The 20611-nt window shown below is 44.5% G+C and carries 17 protein-coding genes; 4 read left to right on the top strand and 13 right to left on the bottom strand.

Annotated features, from left to right (window positions below; genetic code table 11):
- Positions 1 to 133 precede the first annotated feature (133 nt).
- The gene (locus tag ACKPCE_RS07105; RefSeq protein ID WP_276964065.1) at positions 134 to 1417 is read right to left on the bottom strand and encodes an O-acetylhomoserine aminocarboxypropyltransferase/cysteine synthase family protein; all 1284 of its coding nucleotides are present in this window, start codon (positions 1415 to 1417) and stop codon (positions 134 to 136) included.
- Positions 1418 to 1586: 169 nt separating this feature from the next.
- Here ACKPCE_RS07105 and ACKPCE_RS07110 point away from each other — a divergent pair, with 169 nt between their 5' ends.
- Positions 1587 to 2084, top strand: coding sequence for a glutathione peroxidase (locus ACKPCE_RS07110; protein WP_319504647.1), 498 nt, complete (start codon positions 1587 to 1589; stop codon positions 2082 to 2084).
- A gap of 8 nt (positions 2085 to 2092) precedes the next feature.
- Positions 2093 to 2536, top strand: coding sequence for a MarR family winged helix-turn-helix transcriptional regulator (locus ACKPCE_RS07115; protein WP_276964059.1), 444 nt, complete (start codon positions 2093 to 2095; stop codon positions 2534 to 2536).
- On the opposite strand, the gene ACKPCE_RS07120 is transcribed toward ACKPCE_RS07115, so the two are convergent.
- The 7 genes from ACKPCE_RS07120 to ACKPCE_RS07150 all read right to left on the bottom strand — a co-directional run bounded on the left by ACKPCE_RS07120 (position 2518) and on the right by ACKPCE_RS07150 (position 11703).
- Complete coding sequence (locus ACKPCE_RS07120; protein ID WP_276994524.1) at positions 2518 to 3321, bottom strand: tRNA threonylcarbamoyladenosine dehydratase; 804 nt, start codon at positions 3319 to 3321, stop codon at positions 2518 to 2520. The genes ACKPCE_RS07115 and ACKPCE_RS07120 overlap by 19 nt on opposite strands.
- 136 nt (positions 3322 to 3457) lie before the next feature.
- The gene (gene lpxA / locus ACKPCE_RS07125) at positions 3458 to 4231 is read right to left on the bottom strand and encodes an acyl-ACP--UDP-N-acetylglucosamine O-acyltransferase (protein WP_319504648.1); all 774 of its coding nucleotides are present in this window, start codon (positions 4229 to 4231) and stop codon (positions 3458 to 3460) included.
- Between the two features lie 28 nt (positions 4232 to 4259).
- A complete protein-coding gene (locus ACKPCE_RS07130) occupies positions 4260 to 5639 on the bottom strand; it encodes an efflux transporter outer membrane subunit (RefSeq protein ID WP_319504649.1) in 1380 nt (459 codons plus the stop codon).
- Complete coding sequence (locus ACKPCE_RS07135) at positions 5636 to 8830, bottom strand: efflux RND transporter permease subunit (RefSeq protein WP_308765639.1); 3195 nt, start codon at positions 8828 to 8830, stop codon at positions 5636 to 5638. The genes ACKPCE_RS07130 and ACKPCE_RS07135 overlap by 4 nt, the downstream gene beginning before the upstream one ends.
- Before the next feature lie 45 nt (positions 8831 to 8875).
- Positions 8876 to 10075 (bottom strand): efflux RND transporter periplasmic adaptor subunit, encoded by a 1200-nt coding sequence (locus ACKPCE_RS07140; RefSeq protein WP_319504650.1) that lies wholly within the window; start codon positions 10073 to 10075, stop codon positions 8876 to 8878.
- A 354-nt stretch (positions 10076 to 10429) separates the two neighbouring features.
- Entirely contained in the window at positions 10430 to 10795 is a 366-nt protein-coding gene (locus ACKPCE_RS07145) for a VOC family protein (RefSeq protein ID WP_319504651.1), read from the bottom strand.
- A gap of 98 nt (positions 10796 to 10893) precedes the next feature.
- Positions 10894 to 11703 (bottom strand): AraC family transcriptional regulator, encoded by an 810-nt coding sequence (locus ACKPCE_RS07150; RefSeq protein ID WP_319504652.1) that lies wholly within the window; start codon positions 11701 to 11703, stop codon positions 10894 to 10896.
- Positions 11704 to 12447: 744 nt separating this feature from the next.
- On the opposite strand from ACKPCE_RS07150, the gene ACKPCE_RS07155 reads away from it, so the two are divergent.
- Positions 12448 to 14529: a BT4734/BF3469 family protein gene (locus ACKPCE_RS07155; RefSeq protein WP_319504653.1), complete on the top strand. Its 2082-nt coding sequence runs from the start codon at positions 12448 to 12450 to the stop codon at positions 14527 to 14529.
- 78 nt (positions 14530 to 14607) lie between these two features.
- Here the strand turns inward: ACKPCE_RS07155 and ACKPCE_RS07160 are convergent, their stop codons facing one another.
- From ACKPCE_RS07160 to ACKPCE_RS07180, 5 genes are all read right to left on the bottom strand, one after another.
- Positions 14608 to 15669, bottom strand: a complete 1062-nt coding sequence (locus ACKPCE_RS07160; RefSeq protein WP_319505936.1) for an NAD(P)H-dependent flavin oxidoreductase — start codon at positions 15667 to 15669, stop codon at positions 14608 to 14610.
- Positions 15670 to 15692: 23 nt separating this feature from the next.
- Positions 15693 to 17879: a glycosyltransferase gene (locus ACKPCE_RS07165; protein WP_319504654.1), complete on the bottom strand. Its 2187-nt coding sequence runs from the start codon at positions 17877 to 17879 to the stop codon at positions 15693 to 15695.
- Positions 17876 to 18907 (bottom strand): glycoside hydrolase family 130 protein, encoded by a 1032-nt coding sequence (locus tag ACKPCE_RS07170; RefSeq protein WP_319504655.1) that lies wholly within the window; start codon positions 18905 to 18907, stop codon positions 17876 to 17878. Before ACKPCE_RS07170 ends, ACKPCE_RS07165 begins: the two co-directional genes overlap by 4 nt.
- Positions 18904 to 19029 (bottom strand): hypothetical protein, encoded by a 126-nt coding sequence (locus ACKPCE_RS07175; RefSeq protein ID WP_276964825.1) that lies wholly within the window; start codon positions 19027 to 19029, stop codon positions 18904 to 18906. The genes ACKPCE_RS07170 and ACKPCE_RS07175 overlap by 4 nt, the downstream gene beginning before the upstream one ends.
- A 144-nt stretch (positions 19030 to 19173) precedes the next feature.
- On the bottom strand, positions 19174 to 19974 hold the full coding sequence (locus tag ACKPCE_RS07180; protein ID WP_319504656.1) for an AraC family transcriptional regulator: 801 nt from the start codon (positions 19972 to 19974) through the stop codon (positions 19174 to 19176).
- Between the two features lie 190 nt (positions 19975 to 20164).
- Here ACKPCE_RS07180 and ACKPCE_RS07185 point away from each other — a divergent pair, with 190 nt between their 5' ends.
- Positions 20165 to 20548 carry a DUF2147 domain-containing protein gene (locus ACKPCE_RS07185; protein WP_319504657.1) on the top strand — a complete coding sequence of 128 codons (384 nt, stop codon included), beginning with the start codon at positions 20165 to 20167 and terminating at the stop codon, positions 20546 to 20548.
- Positions 20549 to 20611 lie beyond the last annotated feature (63 nt).

Below are 20611 nucleotides of genomic sequence, written 5' to 3' on the forward strand. Positions count from 1 at the left end.
AAATTTAGCAAATAATGCGATGAATTGTTTTTATTTCGCCTTATTTCGCTTTAATTTAAATGTAAACAGGGCTAAATTTTATTAAATTATTTAGCCCTGCCTTATATACTATGTATCTATCCTTTCGAAGAATTTAAATCTGTTCTAATGCTTGTTCAATATCTGCTATGATATCACCGGCATTCTCTATACCTACCGACAAGCGGATGAGGTCAGGTCGTACTCCGGCTTCCAATAACTGTTCATCAGTGAGTTGGCGGTGCGTGTGACTGGCCGGATGCAGCACGCAGGTTCGTGCGTCGGCCACATGTGTGACGATGGCTACCAGCTGTAGAGCATCCATAAAACGGATAGATACTTCCCGACCACCTTTTAAGCCGAAAGAAATCACCCCGCATGAACCATTGGGCATGTATTTTTGTGCTAGTTCGTAATACTTGTTATCGGGCAGGCCGCAATAATTAACCCAGGCTACCTTATCATTGTTATGCAGATAGGTAGCAACGGCCAGTGCATTTTTACAATGTTGAGGCATACGAAGATGCAACGTTTCCAATCCGATGTTCAGTAGAAACGCATTTTGCGGACTCTGAGTACTTCCCAAATCACGCATTAATTGTGCGGTAGCTTTGGTTATGTAAGCCATCTTACCGAAAGCTTTTGAATAAGTTAATCCGTGATAAGATTCGTCCGGAGTACAAAGGCCGGGGAATTTATCGGCATGCGCATCCCAGTCAAAGTTACCACTATCTACTATGCAGCCGCCCACCGAGGTGGCATGTCCGTCCATGTATTTGGTGGTTGAATGCACCACGATATCTGCTCCCCATTCAAACGGACGACAGTTGATGGGAGTAGGGAAGGTATTGTCAACAATGAGCGGCACTCCTTGCTTGTGTGCAATGCGGGCAAACTTTTCAATATCAAGTACCTCTAAAGAAGGGTTAGAGATGCTTTCGCCGAACAACGCTTTCGTGTTAGCCTGAAAAGCTTTCTCAATCTCCTCATCGGGAGCATCGGGACTCACAAACGTAACCTCAATACCCAGTTTCTTGAGTGTAACGGCAAACAAATTAAACGTGCCTCCGTAAATGGATGACGAACAAACAAAATGATCGCCCGCCTGACAGATGTTAAAGATAGCATAGAAGTTGGCTGCTTGTCCGCTCGACGTAAGCATGGCCGCCACACCACCTTCCAGAGCTGCTATTTTAGCAGCAACAGCATCGTTTGTAGGGTTCTGTAAGCGAGTATAAAAATAGCCGCTCTCCTCCAAGTCGAAAAGTCGGGCCATTTGCTCGCTGGTGTCATATTTGAATGTCGTACTCTGATAGATGGGCAACACACGCGGCTCACCTTTTTTAGGCGTCCATCCCGCCTGAACACACAAGGTCTCCGGATTGAATTTCTTACTCATAATGATTTGGTATCTATGTCAAACTGTAATACGTTTTACTTTGTGTGGCAAATGTACCCGATTTTTTTTTATTACCCGCTTTCTTTCAGATTAGATTTATTAACCATAAAAAATTGTTTTTGTATTGCGTACAATATAATTTTGCACCATTAATTATAAAACAACTTATATGGAAGCAACAATTTTCGATTTAAAAGCAACCGATAACAAAGGTGGAGAAGTCGATTTCTCTCAATACAAGAATCAGGTGATGCTGATTGTCAACACAGCCAGCAAGTGTGGTTTCACTCCCCAATACAAAGCGTTGGAGGCGTTGCATCAAAAGTATAAAGACAAAGGACTGGTGGTAATTGGCTTTCCCTGCAATCAGTTTGCCAAACAAGAGGCAGGGAATGACAGCGAGATAGCTTCATTTTGTGAATTGAATTACGGAGTCACTTTTCCTCTGATGGCAAAGAGTGATGTGAACGGTAAGGATGCCAATCCTGTTTTTCGTTTTCTGAAGAAGAAAGCACCCGGTTTTATCTTTTCGGCTGTGAAGTGGAATTTTACGAAATTCCTAGTTGACCGCAGTGGTAAACGAGTTCTCCGCTTTTCACCGACAACAGATCCAGCCTCATTAGAGGCAGATATTGAACGATTTCTGGCTTCATCTGTTGCTAAATAAAAAGACTTATGGCATACGAAGAACTACTCCTATCCAATCAACTCTGCTTTTTGGTTTACCGATTGGACAGAGAAATAAATGCCCGGTATCGCCCTTTGCTGGCTGAACTGGGACTTACTTATCCGCAATACCTGGTTATGCTGGTTTTGTGGGAGGAAGACAACCTTAGTATCTCTGCTGTTTGCGAACGGCTAAAGCTGGATACCGGCACCATTTCTCCTCTTATTAAAAGACTGGAAGGATTAAAACTGGTCAAACGCAAACGCTCTAAAGAAGATGAGCGTTCCGTTCGTGTGAAACTCACCCAGACAGGCAGCGAACTCCGAGAGAAAGCCAGACCGATACCGGCTAAACTCGGTTCTTGTGTATCGCTTACGCTGGAAGAGTATCAGGAATTTAAGACCACTCTCGAGAATATGCTGACTAAAATGGATCAGCAGAAGGAAGCATAAATATCCTCCATGATGAGGCCGGCCAGTGTAAAACCAAAAATGGCGGTGGTGTGAGCCACCGTTCCGTTGATGCGTGCCTTTTTGCTGCACCATTCGTGATTGACCAGCTCCGGATCACCGGGACCGTTTTTTGTCTTCGGACAGAGGCAGGCTGCTGTTCCGCAGGCACTGTTGCCTCCTTTGTTTTCGAGCAATTCCTCGCTGTACACGCACAAGAACTTTTTGGCTGGCTTTTCCCCCTTTTTCAGTCGCCTGCGCAACGCAGCCGCTAGCGGACAACCTTTCACTTTCCAGAATTCAGCTACATTTATCTTGGTCGGATCCATTTTCAATGCAGCCCCCATCGAAGAGACAAACCGCGCCGGTGTACGAGTCGCCGTACGAATGAGATGAACTTTGTTTTCCAGACTGTCAATGGCATCTACAATGTAATCATACGTATCCAGTTCAAACGAGTCTGCCGTTTCTTCGCTGTAAATCTGCTGCAAAGCACGAATCTCCGCTCGAGGGTTTATGTCGAGTAACCGTTCTTTTAACGCCTCCACTTTGACCTGCCCCACTGTTTTGGTGGTAGCCATGAGCTGACGGTTTACGTTGGTAACACATATCCGGTCGGAATCCACCAGTGTCAGTTTGCTTACTCCCGATCTGACAAGGCTTTCCGCACACCAGCTTCCAACCCCACCCACACCGAAAATAATCACTTTCACGTTGGCGATGCGATTCATTACCTCGTCGCCCAATAACAATTCCGTTCTCTTGAAGATACCTTTTTCCAATCCCATTTTAATCCTTTTCCAAATTCAGAGCGCAAAAATACAATAAATATTCCACTTACACAGAGCCCACATAAAAAAAGCAGTGCCAACAGCTGCCTCAGTAGAAGCATCAGTCGGCACCGCCTTGAAGTCCGGTTCTTCTTTAAATCAAGATACCGTTGTTATTTTCTTCCGATTCACGCACGAAGTTGATGATGTTTTCTATCTCCGGGCTCATGGGAACCTGATCATGAATACGCATCAATGCATCGAAAGTACTTGTATTTCCGTGATAAATCAAGCGATAAGCCGTGGCTATGTGCTTTTGAATTTTCTCAGGGAAATTGTTTTTGGTCAGCACAATGCTGTTGATGTCATAATAATGCGTGGGGTTACCCGATACGATGATGTAAGGAGGAATATCCTTGTCGAAACGGCAACCGCCTCTGATCATACTCCACTGAGCCACGTGTGCTCCCTGCACCACCGCCGAGCTGCCGATGATAGCATGGGAATCAATCACACTGTTGCCCGATACCTTCACACCGTAACCAAACACACAATGATCGGCAATCTTGCTGTCGTGCGAAATGTGCACCCCTTCGAACAGCGTGTTCTTGTTACCCAGTACCGTGGCATCACCCTTGAACGTGGCACGGTTAATGACCACATTTTCGCGGATGGTGTTGTCGTTGCCTATAATCAGCTCCGACTCATCACCGGTGAAGTTAAAATCTTGCGGCAAAGCGCCCAGCACCGTGTTTTGAAACACACGGTTGCCCGATCCCATCTTCGTACCTTTGAGCACGCTCACGAATGGCATGATCACACAATTATCGCCTATCTCCACATCTTTTTCAATGTAGGCAAACGGATATATCTCTACGTTCTTCCCGATCTTTGCGCTCGGGTCAACGAATGCTTGCGGACTAATCATAATCTATCCTTGTTTAAACGGTTCAACATTATCTTCCTCCTCCCAGTGCATAGTAAAGGTTCACTACCGCCTGCATGCGGTAGAAATCATCCGATACCTTTGACAGCTGAGCACCCAGTAACGACTTCTGTGCGGTAAGCACCTCCAGGTAGCTGGCCGAACCTAAGTTGAACAACTGTTGCGTATAGCTTACCACTCTTTCCAACGAGCGAACCTGATCAGCTTCCAATCGGCTTTTCTCGGTCGACGAGTTGTAGAGTACCAGCGCATTGCTTACCTCACTACCCGCGTTGAGCAACGAATACTGGAATGCCAGTAACGCCTCTTCCTGCTGAGCCTTTGCCACTTTCAGGTTAGCTATGAGCTGACCCTTGTTGAACAGCGGTTGCGTAAGCGAACCTACGGCAGAGGCAATCATCTTTCCCGGGTTTAGAATAGCCGCCCCTGCACTGTTAGTCCAACCCAACGCACCTGTAATGGTGAGGCTGGGGTAGAAGGCTGAATAAGCCTGGTTGGTTACGTAGTAGGCCGAAGCCAGAGACATCTCGCTCTGCTTCACATCCGGACGGTTAGCCAATAGCTGCACCGGTACACCTGTTGCCAGATGAGCGGGTAACTCCTGCTCGTCAATACGGCCGCGGTCAACCGTTTGCGGAACCTGACCCAGTAAGAGCGACAATGAATTTTCCGTTTCACGAATCTGTCGGCGCAGTTCCGCCAGCGAAGCCTGCACACTCAGATAGTTTGCTTCAGTGGAAGACACGGCCGATTCGTTGGCACTACCAATCGTCATCAGCTTACGGGTTGTTTCCACGCTCTGCTTCCACGCTTCCGCCGTTTCCAAGCTGATCTCCAATTGCTTGTCGAGCATCAGCAACGTATAATACGTATTGGCAATGCTGGCAATAACACGCGTTTTTACCGCTTGTTGATAAGCCTTACTTTGCAACAACAATGCCTTCTTACTTCTTTCAGCGTTCAGCAATTTGCCGAATAAGTCAACCTCCCAGCTGGCACTTACAGGCAGTTGGTACGTCTGTGTTGCTTTGGCATGATCAAAGCTACTTACCGTACCCTGCGGAGTGAGTGCGAACGAAGGCAGGAATGACAACCGTGCCGAAGTTAACATCGCTTCTGCCTGTTTCACCTTCAGTGAAGCCGACAACAGATCGGTGTTATTCTCCAAACCCTTCTGAATGAGCGCTTGCAGCTTCGGGTCGGTGAATACCTCCGTCCACGGCAGGTTGCCCATGTTGGTCGTGTCGGTCACCGCCAGCGTGTCATTCACCGACACTGTATCGCGGTACAACCCGCTTGTGGTAACATCCGGACGATCATACGATGAGTAGATGCGGCAGCTGCTCAGCAGAGCAGTTGCACACACCATTAATAATATCTGTTTTTTCATTTCTTTTTATCCTTATGTAGATTAGTATACTGCTCAAGCTCTGCCTTGATCACCTGTTGGTTGGCACCTTCCCAATGCAACGGCTTAATCTTCTCCTGAATAGACTGGAAGATGACAAAGAGTGCGGGAACGATGAAAATCTGGCAAATCATACCAATTAACATACCGCCTACAGCACCTGTACCGAGCGAGCTGTTACCGTTAGCACCAACCCCCGATGCAAACATCAGCGGCAGCAAACCGATAATCATGGCGAACGAAGTCATCAAGATGGGTCGCAAACGAGCAGCCGCCGCCAGAATAGCACTCCAGGTGATGGCCATACCCGTTTTCCTTCGTTCCAGAGCGAACTCGGTAATTAGAATGGCATTCTTGGCAAGCAACCCGATCAGCATGATCAACGCAATCTGCAAATAGATATTGTTCTCCACACCCATCATGTTGGCAAAGATAAACGTACCGGCCAAACCGAAGGGCAGTGACAAGATCACCGTCAGCGGCAGAATGTAACTTTCGTACTGCGCACTCAAGATGAAGTATACGAACATGATACACAATAAGAAGATCACAGCCGTAGAGTTGCTTGAACTCTGTTCCGAACGAGTCAATCCGGCAAACTCATAACCATATCCGGCAGGCAACGTTTCGGCAGCCACCTCTTGAATCGCCTTGATGGCGTCACCCGAACTGTATCCGGGAGCCGGAGCACCATTCACACCCATCGAGGTAAACATGTTGAAACGGCTGATGTTTTGCGGACCGTATATTTTCTTCATGGTGATGTACTCGCTGACGGGAGCCATTTCACTACCGTTGCGCAAATAAATATTGTTCAGTGACTCGGGACTTATACGATAGTTGGCATCCGCCTGAATCATGACACGATACAACTTACCGAAACGGTTGAAGTTCGATGCATACAATCCACCGTAATATCCCTGCAAAGTAGTCAGCACATCGGCCGGACTGATACCCGCCCGTTTACACTTAGCCACATCCACATCAATCATGTATTGAGGGAAGCGAGGGTCAAACGTACTTTGAGCAGCAGCAATTTCAGGCCTTTCGGTCAGCTTGGCCAGGAATCCCTGCGCAATGCCGAAGAACTTATTGATATCACCACCGGTTTTATCCTGTAAGTTGAACTCGAATCCGTTCGTCATACTGAATCCCGGAATCATAGGCGGAGCAAAGATCAGAATCTGAGCATCTTTGATGGTGCTCACCTGTGCATACATCAGTCCGATGACCGAGTTTACATCCTGTCCTTTCTCTTCACGCTCTTCCCACGGTTTGAGACGACAAATGATGGTACCGTATGAACTACCTTGTCCGGCCAAGAAGCTGTAACCCGATATCTGAGAGCGGAACTTCACTAGCGGATTCATTTCCAGCATCTTATCAACCTGATTCATGACCACCTGAGTTTTCTCCAGCGAAGTTCCGGGAGGCAAACTGACAGTGATAAAGAACGTACCTGTATCCTCGTTAGGAACCAGTCCGGTACGCGTTTTCATCATCAGGAATCCCAGCAGCAATGTAGCTACCACGAATGTACCCAGTGAAAGCCATTTGCGTTTGATAAAGAACTGAACCCCGTTTTTATATTTATTCAACGTTACATCGTATGCCGCGTTGAATGCTTTGTGGAAACGATCTATGCGGCTAAGTTTCTTCTCGCCGTGACCTTCCTGGTGCGGTTTCAGTAAGATGGCACAAAGAGCCGGACTCAACGTCAAGGCGTTGACAGCCGAAATCACGATGGCGATAGCCAACGTCACACCAAACTGCGTGTAGAACACACCCGAAGTACCACCCATGAACGTAACCGGAATAAACACGGCCGCCATAACCAGCGTAATAGAAACAATAGCACCGCCAATTTCACTCATGGCATCGATAGACGCCAGTCGGGCCGACTTATACCCCTCGTCGAGCTTGGCATGCACGGCTTCCACCACTACGATGGCATCATCCACCACAATGGCTATGGCCAGCACCAGAGCGAAGAGCGTCAGCAAGTTGATACTGAAACCGAATATCGAAAGGAAGAAGAACGTACCCACCAATGATACCGGAACGGCAATAGCCGGAACCAGCGTAGATCTGAAGTCCTGCAAGAAAATATATACCACGATGAACACCAAGATAAATGCCTCGATCAACGTCTTGATTACCTCGTGAATAGAAGCGTACAAGAAGTCGTTACTGTTCATCATCTCATCATACGTTACACCCGGAGGGAAACTCTTCGAAGCCTCCTCAAGCGTTTGCTGTACATCTTTTACAATCTGAGTAGCGTTTGATCCTGCTGTTTGATACACGGCACAAACCACACCCGGCGTACCTTGCGAGAATGTTTCTACCGAGTAGCTAAGACCACCCAGCTCCACACGCGCCACATCTTTCAGACGTAACACCTCACCGTTTTCGGTAGCCCGGATAACAATATTCTCAAATTCGCTTGTTTCCTGCAAGCGACCTTTGTAACGCATTACATATTGAAACGACTGTTTGCCGTTTTCACCAAACTGTCCCGGAGCCGCCTCAATGTTCTGTTCGGCCAATGCGGCTGTTACGTCGCCCGGAACCAGCTTATACTGCTTCATCACATCCGGCTTCAACCAAATACGCATCGAATACGTCTTGGCACCGAAAGCCTGCGCACTACCCACACCCGAGATACGTTTAATCTGGGGTAAGATGTTGATGTTCGTGTAGTTTTGCAGGAACTCCTCACTGTAGCGGCCGTCTGTGCCGTGAACAGAGAAGATCACCAACATACTGCTCTGGCGTTTTTCGGTCGTTACACCCACCTGCACAACCTCGGCCGGTAACAAGTTGGTAGCCGACGATACACGGTTCTGCACATTGACGGCAGCCATGTCGGGGTCCGAACCCTGCTTAAAGTAAATGGTAATGGTAGCACTACCACTATTTGTTGCACTGGAAGTCATGTACGTCATGTTTTCCACACCGTTTATGGCCTCTTCCAGCGGAGCAATCACACTATTGAGCACAGTCTGTGCATCGGCGCCCGGGTAACTGGTACTTACCTGAATGGTAGGCGGTGCAATATCCGGATATTGTGTTACGGGCAGGGAAAACAATCCCAAGACACCCAGTATCACTATCAGGATAGAGATAACCGTGGAAAGCACCGGGCGGTTAATAAATTTATCTAATTTCATGATTCTGTCTTAACTAATTAATTCGTTTACTAGCAGTAACGCTTATTACTTCTTTCCGGCCAGTCCGGCACTCATGTGAACTGCCTGTTCCTGTTTGGCCGCCGATTCAGCTTCTGTAATCGGTTTAATCTGCATACCGTCTTGCAACGAAGCAATACCTTCCACCACAATGCGATCACCGGCTTTCAGTCCGGCAGTCACCAAGTAGTCGGCTCCGTTATCGAGCTGAGCTACCTCAATCATCGTGCTGGTTACCTTGTTATCGGCTCCTACTACATAAACATACTTCTTATCTTGCACCTCAACGGTTGCCGCCTGCGGAATTAAGATCACATTGTCTGATTTATAAGGAATAACCACAGAACCCGATCCACCGCTTTTCAGCAAGTGATTAGGGTTTTTGAACGTAGCACGTAAGCGTACCGATCCGGTTGACTGATCGATCACACCACTAACTGTTTCAATTTTACCGGTTTCAGTGTACACCGATCCGTCGGCCAATTTGAGTTGTACCGCCGGGAAACTCTTTAGTACATTGGCAGTCGTTCCGTTTTGGCGAGACATCTCCAGCAATTGTTTTTCCGTCATGGAGAAGTACACAAACATCTCATCGATGTTAGATACCGTTGTGAGCGGAGTCGTAATGCTTGAACTAACCAAACTACCTACACGATAAGGGATAGTACCCACCACCCCGTTCGACGGACTGGTTACGTTGGTGTATGATAAGTTTTGACGTGCTGTGATGAGTTGAGCTTTCGCCTGACTCAAGTTCGCTTCTGCCGTGATTCGATTATTCTCTGCCATTTGCAGTTCATAGCTTCCTATGATTTTCTGATCAAACAAATCTTTCTTATTCTTAGCGGTGAGTACTGCTGTAGCCACAGCCGCCTGTGCTACCTTCACAGAAGCCTCGGCCTGCTGAACAGCCGCTTTGTATTGTACGGGATCAATCACAAAGAGAGTTTGTCCTTTGCGGACCACATCACCTTCGTCAACGCCAAGTTTCGTAATGAAACCGCCAACTTGCGGTCTGATTTCGATGTCCTGTTTACCTTCGATGGCAGCCGGATACGAACTTTGCAGTTCAGTATTGGTGGTTTGCAGTGTGCGCACTGCATACTCCAGCTGCCCTTCCATGCCACCCTGCTGTTTGTTTCCGCAGGAAGCGAGTGAGATACTAAGAGCAAAAACGGCTAGTTGCCATGCTCTGCTAGTAAGGGAACGGTTAATTTTCGTTTTCATACTTTCTTAAGTGTATTGTATAATTCTGGACTAATATTAATAACGTATGTTTTTGTTTTTGTGTTCTCAAAATACCTCATAAAGTTAACATGCTATCCTATTCATGATTTAATAATTTAAAGAAAACTTTTTCATATATACTAGTTTTTGCGTGCAAATGTAGCATAATAAAGTATAACTTGTAACCCTTTAACGGGTAATATTAATTATTTTTTGCCTTGGTTAACGGCTTTCTGTTTCTCTTTGTTCCGTTTGTCGTATTTAACTTCTGATAAATCACACTCCACCCTCTTCTTTTATGATTTATTTACATTACCCGGCGGCTCGTCACTGAAAGCCGCCGGGAACAATTAATTACCTGTCGGCGTACAGTCCGATGCTGTTTCCTTCGCTGTCGATAACCACCGAGAAGAACCCTTTTCCTTCAGCCTCAATTTTAGTCTTGGGAATGACAATTCGTCCGCCCCATTCCAACACTTTGCAATGAGTTTGTTCTATATCTTCACAGTTGAAACTGATGAGCACGCCCTTTTCAGACGGAGGAAATGTTTCCGACCAGGAAACCGCCCCCACGCATTCGTTGCCCTCTTTGAAGAAAGCCATCTTTTCGTGTTCGCACTCCATAATGGGAAGCTGCGTGTTAAATACCGTTTCGTAAAAGCCGACAGCCCGCTTGAAGTCGGCCGCCGGAATCTCAAAAAATGCAATAAACTTTTTCATACGTCGTAACTTTTAAATGAATAAAAACGATTGCCTTTGCAAAGACACGACAAAAGTAAGACAGCGTAACTTCCTGAGATAGGAAAAACAAGACAAGTTTATAATGTGGAAAAATAATCGGAATACGGATCACACTGCCTCAAGTATTCGGCCGGCGTATAACCCGAGTAAAGTTTGAATTCCCTGATTAAGTGCGACTGATCGTAGAACCCGCAGCTGCAAGCCAGTCTGGCAAAATCTTCCTGCGGATTTTGTTGTAACAGAAACAAAGCCCTTTGCATGCGTATGATGCGAATAAATTCTTTGGGAGTGGTGCCAATGTAATCACTAAATACCCGGTTAAACTGCCTCTTGCTCAGGCAAGCCGTGTCCGACAAAGCCAGTGAGTTAACCTCCGGATCAGCATTTACCTTATCAATGGTAGCTATTATTCGCTTCATGCCATACTCCGGTAATACCCGAAGCTGTTTCAGTAGAAAGTCCTCAATCAGACTGATGCAAAGAGAGAGGTTGGCTGCATCGGTTATCCTCTTCTGAAGTTCACAGAGATCCTTTAATCCGGCCTCTTCGGGCGACACGTTTCTCTCCCGAAATTCCGTAAGTGGCAGGTTGAAAAATAACCTTGGTGCGGCAGGTTGAAAAACAACGGTAATCATTTCAATATCACCGGTAGACCGAACATCATCAAACGAAAACCCTTGTCCGCTGATAAAAGTTGTCGGCTGCAATCCGTCGGTCTCTTTCGAAAAAAGGCGATACCCCCTGTGGAAAGTCAGGCTGACGCACCCCACCGGCAATACCCGTTCCGTTACGAGTTGATTGCCTACGGCATCTATTCGTAATACCCAGTAATACCTGATGTAAGGAGCCAGCAGCATTGAAGGCTTTATCAACTGAAAGAATTCCATACCACAAATATAAAACATTGATTGTTTGTGCCATTGTAAAAACGAGACATTTCCTGCTTGCTAGTTTATACTACCTTCCTCCCAGAGAAAAAAAAGTGTGGTTTACCCTCACTTACCCTCACTAACCTACTTAAAACCCTTTGCCAGTAGGCTATATAGAAGAGTGATAGTAAAAAATGTCTACCACTAAATTAACAGTTTTACCCTCACTATCTATCACTTTTAACTAAGTCTATAGATTTATTAACTCCAATTTAACTAAAAAAGCGACGATGTTTCGGCTATTTCGAGTGTTTTTGATGAAAAAAGTCCTTGTTATGGCCTCATAGTTCTTCGTTTAAGGCACATACTTGGTTACTTCTATGTATTTTTGCGTTGATTCGTTTTTGAATAAAGTTGTTCTAAACTTACCGGATACTAAGCTCTTTTCTGCCGACAACTAGTTCGTCATGCATACCCGTTCCATTCGTCCCCGCATGCGGTGACTCATAGCCCCGTATGCGGGGACATTCGTCACAGGTAGCGGGGACGAACTGTATATAAAAAGGAAATGGCTTAGTTTGCCTAGCCAATTTGCTTAGCGTAGAGCTTCTTAACCAAATTCGGTAATGGAAGTCAGCCAAACTAAGGAATAAAAATCGGCCAAACTAGAGAATATTAAAATATTTGTTTGGTTTTTGTGAAGAGAAATGTGTATCTTTATAGCCGGAAAAATCACGTTGATTGACCTTAAAAATATACCGTTTGAAGATAACACATATAAAAGACAACGGCAAAACTAAGACTTGTCGTGTACTGATGCTGGACGAACTCGTTCAGCTTCTCTGTGAAAAGAAATCCAAGGACTTGATAAATGACATGCGATACGAACTGAAGTACGCCCGAAAAGGTGAACAAGCGTTTTGCGTGCAAAAGATTCCACAAATAATTCCTGCCGCCACTTATCGAAAAGTCAAGGGCGTTATTCAACAAACCGGTTACAACGGAGTGGTGCAGCTCGAAGTTAATGACCTGGCGGGCGAGCACGAAGCACGCATGGTGAAACAAACCGTAGCCGATTTGCCTCAGACATTGCTGGCCTTTACCGGGTCGAGCGGACGAAGTGTGAAGATATGGGTGCGTTTTCAACGGCCCGACGGCAGTTTGCCCGATACCCGGCGTGACATGGAACTGTTTCACGCCCACGCTTACCGACAGGCATACCGCATCTATCAGCCTATGCTGAGCTTCCCCATCGAAATGAAAGAGCCGGTCATTGACAGAGCCTGCCGCTTCACGTTCGATGCCGAACCGTTCTACTCGCCTCAGGCTCAGCCGTTGGTGTTACAGCAACCGCTGGAAATGCCTGCCGAATTGAGTTACAAAGAAGCCGTGACCTCGGAACCGGAGCCGATGAAGCGCATGCTGCCGGGCTACAGCAGTTATCACACCCTTTCGCTGTTGTTTGACAACGCACTGAGTGATGCGCTGAAAGGACAGAGCAGTGGGGAAGGAGAGGAGGAGTTCAAAGCTTTGCTGGTTCGCCTGGGCACCAACTGTTATAACTCGGGCATACCCGAAGACGATGCTGTGCGGTGGACTTACTACCATTACAGAGAGGAAGAAAAAGAATTGCTGATACGCACCACGCTGCACAATACGTATGAAATTGCCCGTACCCCTTTTGGCGGCAAGCCCTGCATCAATCCCGAGATGGCGCTGGCCATAGCCACGGAAGAGTTTATGAAAAGACGGTACGAATTGCGTTACAACAACCAGATGGGCGAAGTGGAGTATCGCGAACGAAACACTTTTTGTTTCAGTTTCAAGCCTATAACGGAGCGTGTGCTCAATAGCATTGCTTTTAATGCGATGAAAGAAGGACTCAAAGTGTGGGACAGGGATGTAAAACGCTACGTGTACTCGGATGCCGTGCCTGTGTTCAAGCCCATAGAAGAATACCTTTGCGACCTGCCCCGGTGGGACGGGCGCGACCGCATTCGCGAGCTTGCCGATGCTGTTCCCTGCAACAACCCTTTCTGGCGCGACTTGTTTTACCGTTGGTTTCTCAGCATGGTAGCCCATTGGAGAGGGTATAGCAATACTCACGCAAACAGCACATCGCCCTTGTTGGTTGGTCCGCAAGGGTCCAAGAAGTCGACTTTTTGCTTGTCCATCATGCCTCCCGAATTGAGACAATATTACACAGACAGCATTGATTTCGGGCGTAAGCGAGATGCCGAACTGTTTTTGAATCGTTTTGCCTTGATTAATATTGACGAATTCGATCAGATTACCACCAACCAACAAGCCTTTTTGAAGCACATACTTCAGGCGCCGGTGGTGAAAACCCGTCGCCCCCACGGTCGCAGCGTGCAGGAACTTCGTCGCTACGCCTCTTTTATTGGTACCAGCAACCACAAAGACCTGCTGACCGACACATCGGGTAGCCGTCGTTTCATCTGCATCGAAGTGACGGATGTGATTGATTTGAGCCGCCCCATACACTACGAACAGCTCTATTCACAGGCCCTTGCCGCCATTTATAGTGGTGAACGTTATTGGTTTGACCGCGAAGAAGAGCAACTTGTTACCACACACAACCAAGATTTTCAGGAAGTATCACCTCTGGAAGAATTGTTTCATCAATATTTCCGCCCCGCCAAAAAGAACGAAGAAGGCGAGTGGTTGCTTGCCGTGGGCATATTGGAACACATTCGCCGCAAGAGCGCTTTGCGCCTCAGCACCGGTAAGATTGTGCACTTTGGCCGTTTGCTTACCCGCATTGGTGTTATTTCACGACGATGTAGTGAGGGAAAAGTTTATTTTGTGGTGAAAAAAGAGTAGCTTTTCATAGAATAAGGATTTAAGATTATAAAATGTATAAAAAAATACGGGCTAATTTATTAGCCCGTATTTTTTTATTTATGCATTTGCTACATCAAACTCTGCTTTTAAAATTGACACAATCTCTTTGACACTACTTATCTTTTTCGCTAAATAAGCGTTTGCGCCGGCAAAAGTATATCCTTTTTGCATGTCGCCCTTGTAGGCGTTGTACAATGCTCGTATAATGCAGTAAGGACTTTTGGTGTAATCGCAGGTCTTAATGCAGTGCACAGGGCAATTTTTGGGAGTTTCCAATCCTGCACATACTCTTTCCATAAACGCACTGTTAATGGCGCGGCCCGGCATACCTACAGGGCTGTTTATAATTTGTATGTCTTCTTTCTTGGCCGAAATGTATGCTTGTTTGAACGCATCGTCAGCATCACATTCGTAAGTGGTAACAAAGATGGATCCCATTTGTACGCCCGAAACTCCAAGGTTGATCAGGCGAGAGATGTCACTTCCGGTTGATATGCCTCCGGCTGCAATAACGGGTATCTGTTTGATTTCTTTGTATGAATTTGCTATTTCAATGACTCCGGGTAGGATTTCTTCCAGCGAAAATGATTCGTTAAAGATTTGATCTTTTTTAAACCCGAGGTGGCCGCCGGCTTTAGGACCTTCTACCACTATGGCATCGGGCAGGTAGTTATAATTCAGGTACCATTTTTCGCAGATTACTTTGGCGGCACGAGCCGACGATACGATGGGTACTAATTTGGTTTCACTGTCGGCGGTTTTATAAAGGGGCAAGTCTAGTGGCAGCCCGGCGCCGGCAAAGATTATATCTGCTTTCTCGGCTATGGCAGTGCGTGCCATATCTGCAAAGTTTGATAGGGCTACCATGATGTTGACTCCTATTATACCTTTGGTCTTTTCTCGGGCTATGCGCAACTCTTCTTGCAAACCCCAAATGCAATTTTGGAGAAAATCACCGTGTCCTTTGTGGATTAATCCTAATCCGGCACACGATATAACTCCTACTCCTCCTTCATTTGCAACGGCCGATGCCAGCCCCGAAAGAGATACTCCAACTCCCATTCCACCTTGTACTATGGGGAGTTTAACTTCTAAATTTCCAATAAAAAACGATTTCATCATACTTGAAAAATGTGTCACTATTATTTAATGATGAGCCTGGCCAACAGATAACATACGGTTGACTCGGCTCCTTGGTTTAAATTTATATTGTGCTCTTCCAGTCCGTCATAACATCCTCCGGTAGCCGGATTATAAATAATCTGCCGTAGGTGGTTGTTCCCTAAAAACCAACTGAAAGCTATTTGCTGTTTTATCAGATACTGCTCTTCACCGAATACGGAATAGAAGGTTGATAGTGCCATGACTGTACCTGCTATTTCTATGGGTTGCTCTCCGTAACAATTTCTGTTACCCTCTTTTTGAAACCAGCCTTGGTTGGAGACTACTTTTATCTGTTCCTTGGTAAAGATGTGATGGAGCAGGAAGTGAAACGATTCGCGGGCTGTTTCTTTGTAGGTTTCATTTTTGATTACCTGATAGGCATAGAGCAGACTTTCCGGAATAATACTATTGTCATACGTAAGATAGGCTTCGAACCAGTGCCAGTTATTTTCGGCGTTTTGATGATAGTAATGCACCAATTGATCGGCTAAATGCATTGTCATCTCGCGAACTTCTTTACTTGGATACGCTTGCTCGAAATGGTATAGTCCTTTAATAATATAGGCTATGCTTCTGGGTGATTTCATCTTCATAATCATGTCAAATGTTTGTTCAATGATTTCTGTTGCATCTTCTGTCCAAACATCGGGGAATTTTCCTCTGAGTGAAATGAAATATCCTAATGCATAGATGGCCCGGGCATTGCTGTCTTCCAGATTTATTTCAGCATTCTGCGTGGTAAATGCAAGTTGTTTGTCCACGTAGTTAAGGAAGGAACCATCGGGCTGTTGGCAATACCGGATAAATGTGAGATATTTTTTAATGTATTTTTCACACGATGGATCTTTTGTTTTTACATACACATGGCACAAAGCCATTAAAGCGCGTACGTTATCATCTAAAGTATAACCTGTTTTAATGTCGGGTCGATTGCCTTTGGAAAATTGAATCATACCGAAAGAACGGCTCATCCTCTTTATATGCGCTATGGATATGGGCGGCAAGGAATAAATAAGCGATTGTTCTTTTTGTAGCACTTTATTGAACAAATGGGCGTAGGCAATAGCGGTGTTCTCCCATGCTGTAGCGGCAGTCTTTTGCAACCCGGCAATTCTCATTTTGGATCTTAATTTTTCATTTCCAAGCAATCTGTTTGTGGCTTCTGCCAATTGAGTGGAGTTATTAAAATCAAATATTAATCCTGAATTGTCTTTTAGTAGCTCTAGCGCATGGGGTATTGGGGTGGCAATAATGGGGCATCCGCAACTTAAGGCGTACACGAAGGTGCCACTTACTGCTTGGTTGGGGTCGTCAGAGGTAAACAGGTAAACGTCTGTTAGTTGTAAATATTCCAATAATATAGGAAGCTCGAGGTATAGATTGACGAATCTTACCGAATGGGTGATGCCTAACTCAATGATTTTATTCTGTAACATGTTACGGTATGTTTCGCCTACTTGCTTAATGATGGTTGGGTGAGTTTTACCTATGATGAGGAATAATACATTGGGATTTTTCTTTATGATAGCCGGCAAAGCTTCCAAAGTGGTTTCTATGCTTTTTCCTGGGCTTAACAGTCCGAAAGTAGAAAGGATGCGACGCCCTGTAACGTTGTATTTGGCTTTCAGCCTTTTTTTATCTTTGTGTGATACCAAATGGGTACCGTGTGGAATGATATTTATTTTTTCTTTTTCAATGCCATAATCTCCTTCCAGTATTCCGGCGGATGTTTGTGTCATCACAATGACGGCAGAACAACCGTCAATGAGCCGGATGAGATATTTTTTCTGCGTGAGCGGCGGATGAGGCAAAACTGTGTGAAAAACAATAAGGACAGGCTTTTTAATGCAATGCACGAATGCTAAAAACGCTTCTTTATGTTCTGCATATAGTCCAAATTCATGTTGAATAAGAACCATCTTTACTTCGGAGTCTTCATTAATCCGGTCGGCTATATTGTTGTATTCGTTTGCTTTTGAAGTATCTAATATGTATTTAACTTGATCATTGTATATGTGTTGTTCGCTTGATGAGGCTAGAGCACATACTTTTATGGTGAATGAACAGGCGAATTTTGTTTCAATAGCATGTATTAAGTCGTCCGAGAAGGTGGCAATTCCACATTCCCGGGGCGGGTAAGTTGTTATGCATATTATTTCGGTCATTTTTTATGAAACATTAATTCCTGAACTAACTCATCTAATTGAACGGATACGCATGCAATACATTTGTCGGCAGCTCCATAATAAATGTATAGCCTGCCTTCGAAGATTGCTGTGCCGGTAGGAAAGCAAACTTTATTTACAACTCCATTCAGCTCATAATGTGTTTCAGGACTGAATAGGGGATAGGGAAGTCTGGCGATTTCTATATGGGGATTGTCTAAATTCAATAATGCTGCCGATGCAGTGTAAATGTAACCATCGGGTGTATCGTGTACGCTGTGATAAATCATTAACCAACCTTCGGGAACTTCTATCGGAGGACATCCGGCACCAATGTAACTGGACTCATGATTGTATTTTGGTTCAAACATGATGTGGTGGGTGAAATCCATAAAGTAATCTATCCAGAAGTCTGGTGTGAGTTCGTCTAAACTGTTTATGCTTACAAACTGAATATCTGGTTTGATTCGGTGCATGAAACAAAGTTTACCGTTTATCTTACGAGGGAAAAAAACAAGGTTTTTGTCTGTCAGGTAAACGGGTTGTCCCGACTCTGTTTGAGGGGCTCTTTTATTGTATGTTCTGAAATATTTGCTGGTATACTTTACTTCCGAACAAATGAGTTCTTTGAATTGGGCATAGGTGAATTGAGAAGTGATGATGCCTTGCTTAGTGAAATGTTTTAAATCAGAAGATACGGCCAATGCGCCTGAAGCATTAATACCATTATAGGCTGTGTAAGTCATATAGTATGTATCTTCTATTTTCACAATGCGAGGATCTTCAACTCCTTGACTCTCGTATTCAAATTCTGGAACCATAAAAGGTACTTCATCACGCTGCACTACTTTTAGTGGCCCATCAAGGCGACAATACCCGATAGTTGAATGATTACCTTTGCGCACAGCGCGATAAAAAAGATGAACTGTCTGTCCTTCAGCAATGACAGCCGGATTCATTACTCCATCATTTTCAAAACTCAAGTCTGTTATTTCAATAATAACACCTTCACGTCTTATGTTTATCATTTTACGTTTAGGTTGCTTTCTTGCTTACTCTGTTTGCCTTGCTGGTATTCCGTTAAAACTTTTGTTTTCCCGTTTGTTACCTTTTCTTTTTTCTTTTCTTTTTTAGTCTCTTTACCTTTCATGGCTTTGCTTTGTTAAATTCATATTAGATAAAGGTAGTGGTATGAAAGGGTCTCTGAGTAGGACTTTTGTTCTTATTCTCGGTACTTTTTCTTTAGAGTCCATGAATTAAAGGTTTTTATCAGGTGGTATTAAGAGTTTGATGTTTATCTGCGGAATCTTTCCAAGAAAACAGAAGGAGAAAGGATGGCTTTTTTCTTAAAGATACGTGCAAAATAGGACGCATCTTCAAAACCAAGGTGGTAAGCAATATTGCTAATGCTTAACTGACTATAAACTAGCAGGCGTTTGGCTTCGGCTATTTTAAGTTCCAGAAGAAATTGTTTGGCGGAACTTCCAACGAGTTTCTGACATAAGTCGTTTAAGGATGAAAGTGATATGTGCAGGCTGTTGGCGTATTGATCCATTGACTGAAACTTGATGTTTTTAGAAAGGATCAACTCTTTAAACTGGCTCAGAAGGGTGCTCTTTTCTTTATGATCAGGTTCGCCTTCATGCATTTCTTCTGAAATAAGGGAATAAAAATAGGATAGATCAATCTCTATACCCGAAGTTACGTTTTTATTAATCATATTTTCAATGACTAATTTTAATAACGGGGTTTTCTCTGAACTGAGATCTACGTATGGAGAATTGATTGTTATTCCCAGTTGTGTGGCAACTGCATTGTCGAACATCAGTACATAGCCTTTTGTGCTATTGTTATACTGCTGGTTATGTATTTGCTCGGGTGAGGTAAGAAATACTCTATTGGGAACAATAGGATATTCCGTGAAGTCAATTATGTTTTGCCCATTCCCTTCCGTGAACCAAGTGATAGAATGAAAATTTCGTTTATGGGGCCAATATAAACGGAGTTGATCTATTTTTTCAAGTGGACAAACATGATATAAAACCTGCATAGATAGCGCAGGACATATATCTTTAATGGTGTACTCCTTTAACATGGCTCAAAGATACGAATAAAGTGATAGTTGCAGTTTAAATTAATGTTTTTAACTAAGAATTTTAGTTAGGATAGCAAATAGGGATGAGTAGGGCAGTTGAACTGCCAATATGTCCATTTCACACAGAAATGACTTTTTTGAACCGTTTTTTCATTCTATATTTGTTTTCAAACAAGTAAACATAGAAAATATGAAAAGATTATTTTTTGCTTTGGTCATAATACTAATAGGCGTAAAAGTCTCTGCCCAAGTTTCCGGTGATAAGATTTTAGGCAAATGGATTAACGAGGACAAAACTCGCATCATTGAATTTGTGAAGAATGGTTCAGCGTATGATGCTATTATTCGGAAAGCTGAGAATCCGGATGTAATTGGTCGGAAGCAAATTACGCAACTAGTTTCTGCTGGTGAGGGAGCTTATAATAATGGTATTATACACATTATAAAAGGAAATAAAACGGTGAATTGTAAGGCCAACCTCCTTACAAATGGAAAACTGGAAATAAAGGGAAGTAAAGGACTTATAAGTAAATCACAGGTCTGGGGCAGATATAATGAGGTGATAAAGAACTAAATAGTATTACCTATTTAAGTTAATTGCTCATATTTTATTCGGGTACGTATGTGCCATGAAATG

Origin of the sequence: Bacteroides graminisolvens (genome assembly GCF_963666085.1) — a bacterium.
GTDB lineage: Bacteria > Bacteroidota > Bacteroidia > Bacteroidales > Bacteroidaceae > Bacteroides > Bacteroides graminisolvens.